Source organism: Litoreibacter sp., from assembly GCF_039974535.1.
Classification (GTDB): Bacteria; Pseudomonadota; Alphaproteobacteria; order Rhodobacterales; family Rhodobacteraceae; genus Litoreibacter.
Genome location: NZ_JBDWIU010000003.1, coordinates 386,799 through 399,535 on the forward strand (window position 1 = coordinate 386,799; position 12,737 = coordinate 399,535).

General features: G+C 55.8%; 11 protein-coding genes and 3 tRNA genes. 6 read left to right on the forward strand and 8 right to left on the reverse strand.

The annotated features are described in order from the left end of the window. Window positions 1–21: 21 nt before the first annotated feature. A complete protein-coding gene (locus tag ABJN86_RS03010) occupies window positions 22–921 on the reverse strand; it encodes a LysR family transcriptional regulator (RefSeq protein WP_348364106.1) in 900 nt (299 codons plus the stop codon). A 98-nt stretch (window positions 922–1,019) separates the two neighbouring features. Between ABJN86_RS03010 and ABJN86_RS03015 the strand changes: the two genes are divergently transcribed. The 4 genes from ABJN86_RS03015 to mmsB all read left to right on the forward strand — a co-directional run bounded on the left by ABJN86_RS03015 (window position 1,020) and on the right by mmsB (window position 6,004). Continuing rightward, window positions 1,020–2,519 (forward strand): CoA-acylating methylmalonate-semialdehyde dehydrogenase, encoded by a 1,500-nt coding sequence (locus tag ABJN86_RS03015; protein WP_348364104.1) that lies wholly within the window; start codon window positions 1,020–1,022, stop codon window positions 2,517–2,519. 77 nt (window positions 2,520–2,596) lie between these two features. Next, window positions 2,597–3,733, forward strand: coding sequence for an acyl-CoA dehydrogenase family protein (locus ABJN86_RS03020; RefSeq protein ID WP_348364102.1), 1,137 nt, complete (start codon window positions 2,597–2,599; stop codon window positions 3,731–3,733). 370 nt (window positions 3,734–4,103) lie between these two features. Continuing rightward, entirely contained in the window at window positions 4,104–5,135 is a 1,032-nt protein-coding gene (locus tag ABJN86_RS03025; protein WP_348364101.1) for an enoyl-CoA hydratase/isomerase family protein, read from the forward strand. Then, the gene (mmsB, locus tag ABJN86_RS03030; protein ID WP_348364099.1) at window positions 5,132–6,004 is read left to right on the forward strand and encodes a 3-hydroxyisobutyrate dehydrogenase; all 873 of its coding nucleotides are present in this window, start codon (window positions 5,132–5,134) and stop codon (window positions 6,002–6,004) included. Before ABJN86_RS03025 ends, mmsB begins: the two co-directional genes overlap by 4 nt. A gap of 159 nt (window positions 6,005–6,163) precedes the next feature. Here mmsB and ABJN86_RS03035 read toward each other — a convergent pair. The 7 genes from ABJN86_RS03035 to ABJN86_RS03065 all read right to left on the reverse strand — a co-directional run bounded on the left by ABJN86_RS03035 (window position 6,164) and on the right by ABJN86_RS03065 (window position 9,896). After that, window positions 6,164–6,240 (reverse strand) — tRNA-Asp (locus ABJN86_RS03035). A gap of 34 nt (window positions 6,241–6,274) precedes the next feature. Next, window positions 6,275–6,351: transfer RNA gene (locus ABJN86_RS03040), tRNA-Asp, on the reverse strand. 265 nt (window positions 6,352–6,616) lie between these two features. Beyond that, window positions 6,617–6,692 (reverse strand) — tRNA-Val (locus ABJN86_RS03045). 76 nt (window positions 6,693–6,768) lie between these two features. Then, complete coding sequence (locus ABJN86_RS03050) at window positions 6,769–7,347, reverse strand: histidine phosphatase family protein (protein WP_348364097.1); 579 nt, start codon at window positions 7,345–7,347, stop codon at window positions 6,769–6,771. A 122-nt stretch (window positions 7,348–7,469) separates the two neighbouring features. After that, window positions 7,470–7,901 carry an HU family DNA-binding protein gene (locus ABJN86_RS03055; protein WP_348364096.1) on the reverse strand — a complete coding sequence of 144 codons (432 nt, stop codon included), beginning with the start codon at window positions 7,899–7,901 and terminating at the stop codon, window positions 7,470–7,472. A gap of 97 nt (window positions 7,902–7,998) precedes the next feature. Then, the gene (locus ABJN86_RS03060) at window positions 7,999–9,189 is read right to left on the reverse strand and encodes a class I SAM-dependent methyltransferase (RefSeq protein WP_348364094.1); all 1,191 of its coding nucleotides are present in this window, start codon (window positions 9,187–9,189) and stop codon (window positions 7,999–8,001) included. Next, entirely contained in the window at window positions 9,186–9,896 is a 711-nt protein-coding gene (locus tag ABJN86_RS03065; protein WP_348364093.1) for a DUF3445 domain-containing protein, read from the reverse strand. Before ABJN86_RS03065 ends, ABJN86_RS03060 begins: the two co-directional genes overlap by 4 nt. A gap of 183 nt (window positions 9,897–10,079) precedes the next feature. On the opposite strand from ABJN86_RS03065, the gene dddP reads away from it, so the two are divergent. Together dddP and ABJN86_RS03075 are read left to right on the forward strand one after the other, a co-directional pair. Beyond that, a complete protein-coding gene (gene dddP / locus ABJN86_RS03070) occupies window positions 10,080–11,417 on the forward strand; it encodes a dimethylsulfonioproprionate lyase DddP (protein WP_348364091.1) in 1,338 nt (445 codons plus the stop codon). A 102-nt stretch (window positions 11,418–11,519) separates the two neighbouring features. After that, window positions 11,520–12,728, forward strand: coding sequence for an alpha/beta fold hydrolase (locus tag ABJN86_RS03075; RefSeq protein ID WP_348364089.1), 1,209 nt, complete (start codon window positions 11,520–11,522; stop codon window positions 12,726–12,728). Window positions 12,729–12,737: the final 9 nt, after the last annotated feature.

Sequence of the window (12,737 nt, forward strand, 5' to 3'; positions counted from 1 at the left end):
CGTCTCAATTCTGGGCATCCGTCAAGTCTGGCCTTCCAGACGCGCGACCTCTTGCCTAACTCTTCGCCCCAGTTCCTGCGCGAAAAGTCTTAGACGAGAAATGTTTCGATCATCCGCATGTCGAACGAGGTAAAAGCTTCGTTTCAGGGAAAACTCGTCGGTCAACACCCGCGTCAATTCGGGTGCGGACGGCAGTGCAAAATCATGCCCGATAACCAGCCCAGCCCCCATTCGCGCCCAGTTCAGTTGCACCGAAACGGAATTGGACGAAAAGCTGGTCTGCGGGCTTCCAATCTCGGAGAGGTAATCAAGTTCAGCGTCGAAAATCAGGTCCGAGATATAGCCGATAATTTTGTGGTTCTTCAGGTCTTCCAACCCGTTCAATGGCGGCGCCTTGGCAAGGTAATCCCTGCTCGCCACGAGATGCAGATGGTAGTCGGACAGTTTTTGACTGATCAACCTGCCCGCCGTCGGCGCAGACACCGTAATCGCCATATCTGCCTCACGCTTGGACAAGTTCAGCACCCGAGGCAGAGCCACAATTTGCACCTCCAAGCCCGGGTGGTCGGCACAAATCGCGGCGCAGACTTGCGGTAAAAGATAGTTGGCCGATCCATCCGGCGCACCAATCCTGATTTGCCCCGTTAAGGCTTCGGCCCCACTGGATGTGTCTTCTTGCGCGTTTATGATCGCCGTCTCCACGACCTGCGCCCGCGCAACGAGCCGTGCTCCTGCTTGCGTCAGGGCGTAGCCTTGCGGGGATTTCATAAACAATGTGGCTTCTAAAGAGGCTTCAAGCCGTGCGATCCGCCGCCCCACAGTTGCAGGGTCTAGGCGCAAGGTTTTTCCCGCGCGAGATAGGCTTTCAGTGCGCGCCACCGCAAGAAAAACCCGCAAATCATCCCACTTTGGCTCCGCCATACCCGTACCTATATTTTTGCAAAATGGTTTTGGGAAACTCACCCTTTTAGCTGCATAATTGCAAGTATAAACTGCCATGGTCATTCAAGGAGGATTTCATGCAAGAGCTTACCCATTACATCAACGGCGCCCACGTCAAAGGTACGTCCGGCCGTTTTGCCGACATTTTCAACCCCGCAACAGGCGAGGTTCAAGCAACAGTTCCTTTGGCCAGTGCTGCTGAAATGGATCACGCGGTTCAAATCGCGGCAGCCGCGCAGCCGGCATGGGCCGCAACCAACCCTCAGCGCCGCGCGCGGGTTATGATGAAATTAGTCGGCCTGCTGAACCGCGACATGGACAAACTGGCCGAGGCCCTGTCACGTGAGCACGGAAAAACCCTACCAGACGCGGCAGGCGACGTGCAACGCGGCCTCGAAGTCGTTGAATACTGCATCGGTGCGCCGGAATTGCTGAAAGGCGACTACACCGATAGCGCGGGTCCTGGCATCGACATGTACTCGATGAAGCAAGCCTTGGGCGTGACCGCAGGCATCACCCCCTTCAACTTCCCCGCCATGATCCCAATGTGGATGTTCGCCCCAGCTATCGTGTGCGGCAACGCCTTCATCTTGAAGCCGTCCGAGCGTGACCCATCCGTCCCCTTGATGCTGGCCGAGCTGATGGAAGAAGCTGGCCTGCCAAAAGGCATCTTGCAGGTGGTGAACGGTGACAAAGAAGCCGTAGACGCCATTTTGGAGCATGACGTGATCCAATCCGTGGGCTTCGTTGGCTCCACCCCCATCGCCGAATACATCTACAGCACAGGCTGTGCGCACGGGAAACGGGTTCAGTGCTTTGGCGGCGCGAAGAACCACATGATTATCATGCCAGACGCCGACATGAATCTGGCCGCCGACGCACTTGTCGGTGCTGGCTATGGGGCTGCGGGCGAGCGTTGCATGGCAATCTCAGTTGCAGTTGCCGTAGGTGACGACACCGCTGACCGCCTGCTCGAAAAACTGGTTCCAAAGGTAGAGGCCTTGAAGGTCGGCCCCTACACCTCCGGCAATGACGTGGACTATGGCCCCGTTGTCACCGCAGCCGCGAAAGCCAACATCGAGCGTTTGGTCCAAACCGGCATCGATCAAGGCGCAAAGCTGGTCGTGGACGGGCGCGACTTCAAACTGCAAGGCTATGAGGACGGCTTCTTCGTAGGCGCGCATCTGTTTGACAATGTGACCACCGACATGGACATTTACAAGCACGAGATTTTCGGGCCTGTCCTGTCGACCGTTCGTGCCGACACATATGAGGACGCGCTGAAAATTACGATGGATCACGAATACGGCAACGGCACGGCCATCTTCACCCGTGACGGCGACACCGCCCGTGACTTCGCGAACCGCATCAACATCGGCATGGTCGGCGTCAACGTCCCGATCCCTGTTCCGTTGGCGTACCACACGTTTGGCGGCTGGAAGAAATCCATGTTTGGCGATTTGAACCAACACGGCCCCGACGCGTTCAAATTCTACACGCGCACAAAGACGGTAACGTCTCGCTGGCCGTCGGGCATCAAAGAAGGTGGCGAATTCTCTATCCCAGTGATGGAATAAATTGACAAAATGCGCCCTTGCCTTTTCTAGGCTGGGGCGCGAATTTACCATGCGTTCAATTCTTTTGGGAGGAAGACATGGATTTCGCATTATCGGATGAGCAAACCGCCATCTTTGATATGGCCAAAGCATTTGGCGACGAGTTCATCGCTCCACATGCGCTTCAATGGGAAAAAGACGAAAACATCCCCAAAGAGCTGTGGCCTCGCTTAGCTGAACTTGGCTTTGGTGGACTTTATGTGTCCGAGGACAGCGGCGGCTCCGGCCTGTCGCGCCTAGACGCAACATTGGTGTTCGAGGCTCTGTCTATGGCCTGCCCTTCCGTCGCCGCGTTTTTGTCCATCCACAACATGTGCGCCGCGATGATCGACAAGAACGGCTCCGACGCGCTCAAGGAAAAATATTTAGAACGCGCCATGACAATGGAGACATTCTTTTCCTACTGCTTGACCGAGCCCGGTTCCGGCTCTGACGCCGCCGCCCTTAAAACCCGCGCAGATCGCACCAACGAAGGTTTCACGCTGACCGGAACAAAAGCGTTCATCTCTGGCGGCGGATATTCCGACGCCTATGTGGTCATGGCCCGCACTGGTGATGCAGGTCCCAAAGGGATCTCGGCCGTGGTGGTGGATGACGCGAGCGATGGGCTGTCGTTTGGGGGATTAGAAGACAAAATGGGCTGGCGCGCACAACCCACACGCCAAGTCCAGTTGGACAATTGCAACATTCCATCGGAGAACTTGCTAGGTGATGAGGGACAAGGTTTCACATATGCAATGCAGGGCCTGAATGGCGGCCGATTGAACATTGCCGCCTGCTCCCTAGGGGCCGCGCAATCCGCATTGGACAAAACGCTGGCCTATATGGCCGAACGCGAGGCCTTCGGCAAACCCATCAACCAATTCCAAGCCCTGCAATTCCGCCTCGCAGATATGGAGATAGAGCTGCAAGCCTCCCGCGCCTTCTTGCGCCAAGCAGCTTGGAAATTGGACACAGGCGCACCCGATGCCATGCAACATTGCGCAATGGCCAAGAAGTTCGTCACCGAGGCCGGTTCCCGCGTCGTCGACGGCTGCCTGCAACTGCACGGCGGCTACGGCTATCTGGCGGATTACGGCATCGAGAAACTGGCCCGAGACTTGCGGGTACACCAAATCCTAGAGGGCACGAATGAGATCATGCGTATGATCGTTGCGCGAGGCATGATTACCTGATGTACCTTCCTGCACCTCAATGGCTGTATCGCTGGCAGCTTAAACGGGAGATTAAAATGTTGAAGTTTCGAAGCTCAATGCTAGCGTCGTCTAAGCAATCAACGCAGCACTATCAACACCTCTGGCACAGTAATTGGCTTACCGGAATTGCGGCTCTTTGCGGGTTGATCCTTACCCTAACTCCCAACGACTTTCTTCAAGTCGATGACCTGAACGTCATCATCTTCATTGTCGGTTTAGCCCTGTTTTCATACGTACAACTTCTTTTGTTCATTTGGTCATACAAAGCCGATAGAGTTTTCCGAAACGGAAACTTTGCTGAAGTTCACCTTCTCCTTCAAAACCGAACAAAAGAGCTGGAGTACCTTCAATGACCGACATTTCCATCCGTATCGAAGGCCGCGCAGGCCGGATCACCTTGCAGCGTCCTGATGCGTTGAACGCCCTCACCTATGACATGGTACTCAAAATAGAGGCCGCATTGGATGAGTGGCGCGACGCTGATATCGACCTTGTTCTGCTGGACGCCGAAGGGGATCGCGCCTTTTGCTCAGGCGGGGACATCGCCGATATGTACACCTCCGGCCAAGAGGGAAACCTCGACTATGGCCGCCAGTTCTGGCGCGACGAATACCGCCTTAACGCTAAAATATTCGAATACCCCAAACCCATCGTCAGCTTCCTGCAAGGCTTCACCATGGGCGGCGGCGTGGGCGTGGGCTGCCACGGCTCGCTGCGTATCGTCGGGGACAGCAGCCAGATTGCCATGCCCGAATGCGGCATTGGTCTTGTGCCTGATGTGGGCGGCTCGCTCATGTTGGCGTTGGCACCGGGCCACTTGGGCGAGTACTTAGGCATGACCGCCACCCGCATGAACGCAGCCGACGCAATCTTCGCAGGTTTTGCGGATGCCTATGTGCCGGAGGCGGATTGGCCCGCACTTAAGGCAGAAATGATCAGCACCGGCCATGTCCCTACCCTGAACACCTCTGCCTCTGGCGGCACTCTCCAAGACCAACTCCCCTACATAAACTACCACTTCTGTGCCGGCGCCGTGGGCGATGTCGCGCGCTCCTTGGCCACCGACGACAGCGACTTCGCCAAGAACGCCATGAAGGCGCTGAACCGAAATGCCCCATTGGCCATGGGATGCGCTATGACCATCGTGCGACGTTTGCGCTCCGCCAATTCGGTACGTCAGGTCCTAGATATGGAATTCCGCTACACCTATCGCGCGGTGGAGCAAGGCGACTTCATCGAAGGCATCCGTGCGGCAATCATTGACCGCGACCGTAGCCCCAAATGGGCACATGATGGACCCGAAGCCGTTACCGGAATGGACGTAAGTCAAATGCTACTCCCCCTCGGGGACAACGCTCTTAACTGGGAGAACATGCCATGAAAATCGGATTTATCGGCCTTGGAAACATGGGGGCTCCAATGGCTTCCAACCTGTCAAAGGCGGGCCACGAGGTCACCGGACACGACATCGCCAATGCGCCACCTGAAGGGGTTAACGCCGCTACGACAGCCGAACAGGCCGCGATGGATATGGATGTTGTCATCACCATGTTGCCCAACGGCGATATCTTGAAAAACGTCGCGCAGCAAATCATCCCCCATATGAAGGCGGGGGCGACATTGCTCGACTGCTCCACGGTTGATGTTGAAAGCGCGCGCATCGTGGCGGGCAAGGCGGAAACCGCGGGATTGAACGCGGTGGATGCACCCGTCTCGGGTGGTATCGGCGGGGCCGCAGGCGGCACCCTAACCTTTATGGCTGGTGGCAGTGACGTCGGTTTTGCCGCCGTTGCCCCCTTGTTCGACATTATGGGGCAAAAAGCGGTTCACTGCGGCCCTTCCGGCAACGGGCAAGCTGCTAAAATTTGCAACAACATGATTCTCGGCGTCACAATGATCGGCACATGCGAAGCCTTCGCTCTCGCAGATAAACTCGGATTAGACCGCCAGAAAATGTTCGACGTGGTCTCCACATCCTCAGGCTACTCGTGGACGATGAACGCGTATTGTCCTGCTCCGGGCGTTGGTCCTCAAAGCCCAGCCGATAACGGTTACCAGCCCGGTTTTGCCGCGGATCTGATGCTCAAGGACCTCCGCTTAAGTCAAAAAGCCGCCCAAGACGTAGATGCAGACACTCCGATGGGGAAACGTGCCACCGAACTCTACCATCAATTCGTTGATGAGGAAGACGGATCAGGCCAAGATTTCTCTGCAATGCTGCCAAGGTTCGTCTCGCGCAGGCGGCCTTAACTGGTGAAACTATCATTGCTTCATAAATACCTCGGGGAGTGCGAGGGGCTGGCCCCTCGCTTGGCCTCAGGTTTTGGCACAGGTAATTAGGCGCAAGTATTATCCTCAAGGAAACGCGGCACGCCACCCTTCAACGAAATTCAAATTTAGAAGAAGGAGTGGCGCGGTTGACGGGACTCGAACCCGCGACCCCCGGCGTGACAGGCCGGTACTCTAACCAACTGAGCTACAACCGCGCATCAGCCTGTGTGGGTTTGATTTGTGCAGCGGTGGCGCGGTTGACGGGACTCGAACCCGCGACCCCCGGCGTGACAGGCCGGTACTCTAACCAACTGAGCTACAACCGCCCGCTGCACGCCCAAACCCTCAGGCGTGGGCTGGTATTATGTCCCCACCTGCCCCCCGTCAAGCGGCGATACGTCCTCATATGAATTTTTTGGCATTTCTTCCAAAACTGACACAAAAACACGAGCGCCACCGTGCTGAAATACAACGATTTAATGCAAGCAACGCACATGTTCCCGTAATCGGTGCAAGGCCGCAAGAATACAAGAAATATGGGATACCCTCGATACGCTAGGAGTGTTGGTAAGCGTATACAATCAGGGGGAATGGTGGGTCGTGAGAGGCTCGAACTCCCGACATCTTCGGTGTAAACGAAGCGCTCTACCAACTGAGCTAACGACCCGATTGGCGATCAGATACCGGATATCGGGGGACATCCGCAACCCCCAAAACGCGGCTCTTTTCATGTTCTTGCAAATTTATTGCAAAACTTGCTGCTGACCGTCTTTCAGGTGGAAAACCACGCCCTGTCCGCCGGGCAAATCAACCATCGCTTCCGACGGCAACCCCAAGGCCACTGTGCGCAGCATCCGAGACGTTATCCCGTGTGTCACAAGGACCGCTGGTCCACTCAAAGCGTCAAGAAAGGTCTGGCATCGCTGTCTAAGGGCTGGAAACCCCTCCCCGCCTTCCGCCTGCTCATAAAATGCGAGCGGGCCGTCAACGGTCACCTTTGGGTCGCCGGAAATTTGCAATTCGCTACGAATCCGCCCCTGCCAAAGCCCCGCATCTATTTCGCGCAAAAGTGGGTCCGTCCGAATCTCTGCTCGCGACTGGGAAAACACCTCGACCGCCGTATGTATAGCGCGGGTCTGTGGGCTGGAAATAACATCGAACCCAGTCAGATCGACATCAGAAAGGATTCGGCGCTGCTCATGGGCTTGTGAAATACCTTTGGCCGTCAGGGGCGAGTGCAGCCGGCCTTGCATCCGGCCAGAGGCGTTCCACTCCGTCTCGCCATGTCGCAGAACGTAGAGCTCTGGTCTGTGTTGTGTCATCAATACCTTGCCTCGCAAATGCAAAACGCGCCCATCGCGAAAGTCGCGGGGCGCGTTAAATCTATCAAATGGCGTATCTGCCAACTGTCGCTAAAAACGCCCAAGCTAAGGGCGATTTAACTTTACTCGGCAGCCTCTGCAAGCGGCTCCTTAGGCGTTGAAGACTCAGGGTCTTTCAGCTTGGCCCGCATAACAACCATCTTACCGTTCGGCGTATCTTTAGTGCGCGCGATCTTGATCTTCCCCAACGGTGGAAGCGACATGTTGTGCCCCTCGCGCAGCGCCTGAGCCAGAACTTCCATTGTCGCCTCAAACGCACGGCGCGCCTCGCCCTTTTTCATGCCAGAGCTGGCAACCATGCGCTCAACCATTTCCTTTTTGCTCAACTCAACCACTTCGGCGCCATCCGCTTGGGCAACAACTGGTGTCGACTTGGTCGAGACCACCTTGGCCTTCGACGACTTCTTCGTAGCAGCTTTAGGTGTCGTGCTTGCGGCACGCGTCGTTGAACGCTTGGTTTTTGTAGTCTTCGTAGGTTTAGGTTTGCTCGCCATGTGAATGCTCAATCCCGCAATTTAATCTTAGGCAACATTACCGCGATTTCCTGCATCACGCCAGATGATTGTTTCCAAAGTAGAAACTCTATGGGCATTACGCCAACAGTTTCGAATAAAGCAACAATCCAAACTGTTCTAGTTTCCGAGACGTTTTCGGCCAAGTCGCGGCCCACATCAAAGGATCCATCCCTGCCCCAGCCTGCAACGCCTCCAAGCTGCGGCGCCCATCGATACCAGCCAATATTGGTGCCGATTGCTTTGCCAGTTCCAAATTATGCCTCACACCATTCAAAGTCACTGGTATTTGGCGCCCTGCAGCCACCGCCTTTGCCAACGCCATGCCGGACATGCCTCGAAGATGTGGAACCGAATCCCCGCTTTGTCCTGCTCGCGGGCTTGGCGCCCCAGTTGGTCGCGCATAGACCACGTGGGTTTTGACCGTCCCGTCCAGTTTTTCTGCCAATGCCATCGCGTCAATCGTATCGATCTCGTCATGGCCCTTAGAGAATCGAGACAAATCATACAGGTACGGTTGTGGAACCCCACAAACCGTTAATCCTGCTGCCACCAATGACTCTGACAATTGGTCAATCGTGTAGGGGCGATCCTGTGAGTGAAGAAGCAGGTCATAAAACCCAGCGTCGCTTTGCTCGTGATCAACCAGATGCGGGTTGCGCTTAAAGGCGTGGTTTTCGGGAAGCGCCTTATAAATCGCTTTCGCTTGCGCCAGCTGCTCCGCAGGAGGCAAACCTTTGGTCAACGCACCGAAGGCTTCTTGCAACGGATACACCCCCGAGCGGCCATAAGGCGCGTAGACCATCACCCCGATCCCACCTGTCGGGCTTAAGGCCGCAGCCAGCGCATCAAATCCTTCTTGCGGATCAGGCAGATGATGCAAGACCCCGCAGCAATCAATGTAGTCGAAAGGCCCATACTGCGCTGCGTCCAGCAAGCTGCCAGTTATGAAGGTGATATTTTTCAGACCGCGCATTTTGGCACGAGCCTGTGCTACTTCGCGTGACGCTTCCGAGAGGTCAATATAGGTAATATCGTATTTTTTACGGGCACTTGTGAGCGTTTGTGCAAGTTGAATTAGCGCGTCACCTGTTCCGCCACCGGCCACCAGAATGCGGGTGACCTTTGACCAATCCCTGCGCCCGCCAAACAGATGGTGATCCAATTCGAGCGGATGCGACGGAGAGCCAGTGATCAGCCGCTTCTTTTCATCCCTCGGGTCACGTTCAGGATAAGGGAAGGCCTCGTATTGGGCTTTGACCTCGCTCATGACAGTGCCTCCTCTTGGGTAATCGGATGTGACAATAACCCTTCGGCTTGCTCCGCCGTCAGGTCTTCCTCACGCAGTAGATAGGTATGAATCGAAAACACCACGGCCTGCGTTTGGGGCAAGCGCAACATGCATTGCCGCTCGGAGCGGATGTAGCCCGCCTGCCCCGCCTCGCGCAACGTGTCAGAGCCACGATGCGGATGATGCAAATCTGGGTCGGCGTAGATCAAGGCGTTGCTGCGGGTCAACGGTTGCGCGACGCGGATCATGGAGAACATCCGCTCCACACGCTGCGCGATCATGTCGTCGTATTCCAGCACGGGATCATGAATAGCCGTCAACGGTTTGTTAAACTTATCTGCCAGTGTCCAGCTCGCCGGAAAGCACAAAAGCGCGCCCGTCATGACATGCGCATCGCCCTGCTTTTGCAAAATGATGAAGTCCTCTTGGAACAACTTGGACAAGCTCTCGAACGGAGCATTGTCATCCGGCTTAACCCTGCGCCCATCGGGGCAACCCACAATATCCCCACGCTCAAAAATCGCGGGCATATGCTCCATGGCCACAGACAGCAGCTCTTGCGCGGGCTCCATGCAGCACGGGGCCGCCATCAGAACTTTGTCGCGCCGCGCCCCGAGCAATTCAGCCTTATAAGCCAACTGACCCGTATAAGCCTCATCGACCTGCAACCAGTCATCATAGGCCATAGGCACGACCCCTGGCAGGCGTCGGGTGCGATGCTCCATCCAGGGGGCGAAGGGCAGATGGGTTTGAAGAATAGGTATCATACAGCCTTTAACCACTCAAATTCGACATAATCCATGCCGTTTTCAAACCAGCCACTCCCTGAAATAGCGCCCACTCTCTTCAGCATAGCGGGAGGTATAACGATGGACCATTACAGCGACACGCGAAAGATCGATCCGACCAAGGGGACGCATCTAGGTGACGGCAACCTGAACGACAACAACCGCGTTGAGATCGGCCCAACCATGCTGGCGTACAACGAATGGGAGCACGCAGGCCTGACACTTCCCAATCTGGACCGTATGCGCGAGTACAGATGGAAGCGCTTAACCCAGCACATCGTGGACCGCGATCTTGGTGGGTTGTTAATGTTCGACCCGCTCAACATCCGCTACGCAACCGACAGCACCAACATGCAGCTTTGGAATACGCATAACCCGTTTCGCGCCGTTTTGTTGTGTGCGGACGGGTATATGGTAATGTGGGACTACAAGAACTCCCCCTTCCTGTCCGAGTTCAATTCCCTCGTGCGCGAGCAACGTTCCGGCGCGTCGATGTTCTACTTCTCCAATGGCGACAAGGTGCAACAAGCCGCGTCAAACTTCACCGCAGAGGTCGAAGACCTGATGCGTGCGCATGGTGGCAACAAGCGGATTGCGGTCGATAAGATCATGGTCGCAGGCCTCAAAGCCCTAGAAGCCCGCGGATTTGAGGTCCATGAGGGCGAAGAAGTGACCGAACACGCACGGTCCGTAAAAGGGCCCGATGAGATTTTAGCCATGCGAGCCGCCTGTCATTCTTGCGAGGAGGCCATGTATGTCATGGAGGGATATGCCCGAGAGCATGGCCCAAAGGGAGCCGTATCCGAAGATGACGTCTGGGCCGTACTTCACGCCGAAAACATCCGGCGCGGCGGCGAATGGATCGAGACGCGGTTGCTGTCATCTGGCCCTCGCACCAATCCGTGGTTCCAGGAATGTGGTCCGCGCGTTCTGCAGAACAACGAAATCTTGGCATTTGATACGGATCTTGTTGGCCCATACGGCATTTGTTGCGACATCTCGCGAACGTGGTGGATCGGAGATCAAAAGCCACGCCCCGACATGATTGAGGCGATGAAGCACAGCGTCGAGCATATTCAAACCAACATGGAGATGCTGCGCCCCGGTGTGACCATCAATGAGCTGTCTGCGAATACACACAAACTGCATGACAAGTTTCAGGATCAAAAATACGGCTGCCTGATGCACGGCGTCGGTCTATGTGATGAATGGCCCTTGGTGGCTTACCCCGACAAACATGTAGACGGCGCCTTTGATCACGAACTGAAGGCTGGCATGGCAATTTGTGTAGAAGTGCTGGTTGGGGAGGTCGGTGGAGACTTCTCAATAAAACTCGAAGATCAGGTCCTGATCACTGAGGACGGATATGAAAATCTCACGAAATATCCATTTGATACCGCTCTCATGGGGGAAAGCTGACACATCCGCTCACCTTGCCGTGACAATCACATCCAAGGCCTTGTTTGACACGCCCAAGATGCGCATTCCTGTAAACTTAGCATTCCAGCAGGATCGTGAATTATGGGCATTGAACGGATTAATTTTACTGGCCACTCTGGCGAGAAATTGGCAGCGCGGCTAGATATGCCGGACGGCCATCACTTGGCGACGGCGCTTTTTGCGCATTGCTTCACCTGCTCCAAGGATATCGCCGCCGCCAAACGCATCTCGGCCCGCCTCGCAGGTATGGGCATTGCGGTCATGCGCTTCGACTTTACCGGTCTTGGCCACTCTGACGGCGAATTTGAGAACACGACCTTCACGTCCAACGTCAAAGACCTACTGCTCGCAGCAGAGCATTTAGACTCGATTGGCAAAGCCCCAACGCTGCTGATCGGGCACTCATTGGGCGGGGCCGCGATCTTGAAGGCCGCCCCTATGATTGATTCTGCTAAGGCCGTCGTCACGATCGGGGCACCATTCGATCCGGGACATGTGACGCATAACTTCGACAACGCATTGCCTGAAATTCAGGAAAAAGGCGTGGGCGAAGTTATCTTGGGTGGACGCCCCATCCGCATTGGCCGCGATTTTGTTGAGGACGTATCGGCGGAAAGCCTATCGTCCTCCATCCTCAACCTGAACAAATCGCTGTTGGTCCTCCACGCGCCTAAGGACACAACCGTCAGCATCGACAATGCTTCGCAGATTTTTCAACACGCCCAACACCCAAAAAGCTTCGTTACTCTGTGCCACGCCGATCACCTGATCACACGGGCCGAGGACGCGGAATACGTGGCGACGGTCATTGCGGGCTGGGCCTCAAAAGACCTGAACCTGCGCGCACCAGCACCACCGATTGGCGCACCTGAGGGCGTTGTTCGCGTGGTCGAGGCTGATCCTGACGGCTTCTTGCAAGACATCAATGCGGGCCCAAAACATCACGTGCAAGCAGACGAGCCTTTGGCCTATGGCGGCACCAACCGTGGCATGTCGCCTTATGGGTTGCTGGCTTCTGGCTTGGGGGCCTGTACCTCGATGACGATCCGCATGTACGCACGCCGCAAGAAGTGGCCCCTGACCCGTGTTTGGGTGGATGTGACCCATAACGCGATGCACGCGCAAGACGCTGGCGGATCGTCCAAGATCGACTGCTTCAAACGCGAGATCCACCTAGAAGGTGATCTAACCGATGAGCAACGCCAACGTATGTTAGAGATCGCGGATAAGTGCCCTGTTCATAAGACCTTGGAGACTGGCGCCAAAATCCAAACGGTTTTGGCAGGTTAACCCTTCACA

Excerpts from the sequence above, each read along its gene's own strand:
- ABJN86_RS03010 (WP_348364106.1), bottom strand. The coding sequence starts at position 921 with ATGGCGGAGCCAAAGTGGGATGATTTGCGGGTTTTTCTTGCGGTGGCG.
- ABJN86_RS03015 (WP_348364104.1), top strand. The coding sequence starts at position 1,020 with ATGCAAGAGCTTACCCATTACATCAACGGCGCCCACGTCAAAGGTACG.
- ABJN86_RS03020 (WP_348364102.1), top strand. The coding sequence starts at position 2,597 with ATGGATTTCGCATTATCGGATGAGCAAACCGCCATCTTTGATATGGCC.
- ABJN86_RS03025 (WP_348364101.1), top strand. The coding sequence starts at position 4,104 with ATGACCGACATTTCCATCCGTATCGAAGGCCGCGCAGGCCGGATCACC.
- mmsB (WP_348364099.1), top strand. The coding sequence starts at position 5,132 with ATGAAAATCGGATTTATCGGCCTTGGAAACATGGGGGCTCCAATGGCT.
- ABJN86_RS03050 (WP_348364097.1), bottom strand. The coding sequence starts at position 7,347 with ATGACACAACACAGACCAGAGCTCTACGTTCTGCGACATGGCGAGACG.
- ABJN86_RS03055 (WP_348364096.1), bottom strand. The coding sequence starts at position 7,901 with ATGGCGAGCAAACCTAAACCTACGAAGACTACAAAAACCAAGCGTTCA.
- ABJN86_RS03060 (WP_348364094.1), bottom strand. The coding sequence starts at position 9,189 with ATGAGCGAGGTCAAAGCCCAATACGAGGCCTTCCCTTATCCTGAACGT.
- ABJN86_RS03065 (WP_348364093.1), bottom strand. The coding sequence starts at position 9,896 with ATGGCCTATGATGACTGGTTGCAGGTCGATGAGGCTTATACGGGTCAG.
- dddP (WP_348364091.1), top strand. The coding sequence starts at position 10,080 with ATGGACCATTACAGCGACACGCGAAAGATCGATCCGACCAAGGGGACG.
- ABJN86_RS03075 (WP_348364089.1), top strand. The coding sequence starts at position 11,520 with ATGGGCATTGAACGGATTAATTTTACTGGCCACTCTGGCGAGAAATTG.